Below are 275 nucleotides of genomic sequence, written 5' to 3'. Positions count from 1 at the left end.
CGAGGTACCGACGACGACGACCGAACAGTTCGACGACGGCGACACCTACGTGGGGATGGTGTACGCGACCGGTGGCCTCGGTGACGATTCGTTCAACGACATGGCCAACCGCGGCATCAAGCGCTCGCGCGTCGAGTACGGCGTCGAGTACAGGAACGAGGTGCCGGACTCCCCCGGCCAGATGCAGGCCCTCCAGAGCGAGTACGCGTCCTCGTCGAACCCGAGCTTCGACCTCGCGGTCTGCGTCGGGTTCCTCCAGACGGACGCGCTCAAGC

1 pseudogene is annotated in these 275 nt (G+C 66.2%); it reads left to right on the top strand.

Annotated features, from left to right (window positions below):
• Nucleotides 1-275, top strand: a pseudogene (locus SM753_RS20565) (BMP family ABC transporter substrate-binding protein); the annotation flags it as partial.

Source organism: Halostella sp. PRR32, from assembly GCF_034808085.1.
In the GTDB taxonomy this organism is placed as follows: Archaea; Halobacteriota; Halobacteria; order Halobacteriales; family Natronoarchaeaceae; genus Halostella; species Halostella pelagica.
The sequence above is the reverse complement of the archived record's forward strand: the minus strand, read 5'-3'. Positions and strand labels throughout refer to the sequence as shown.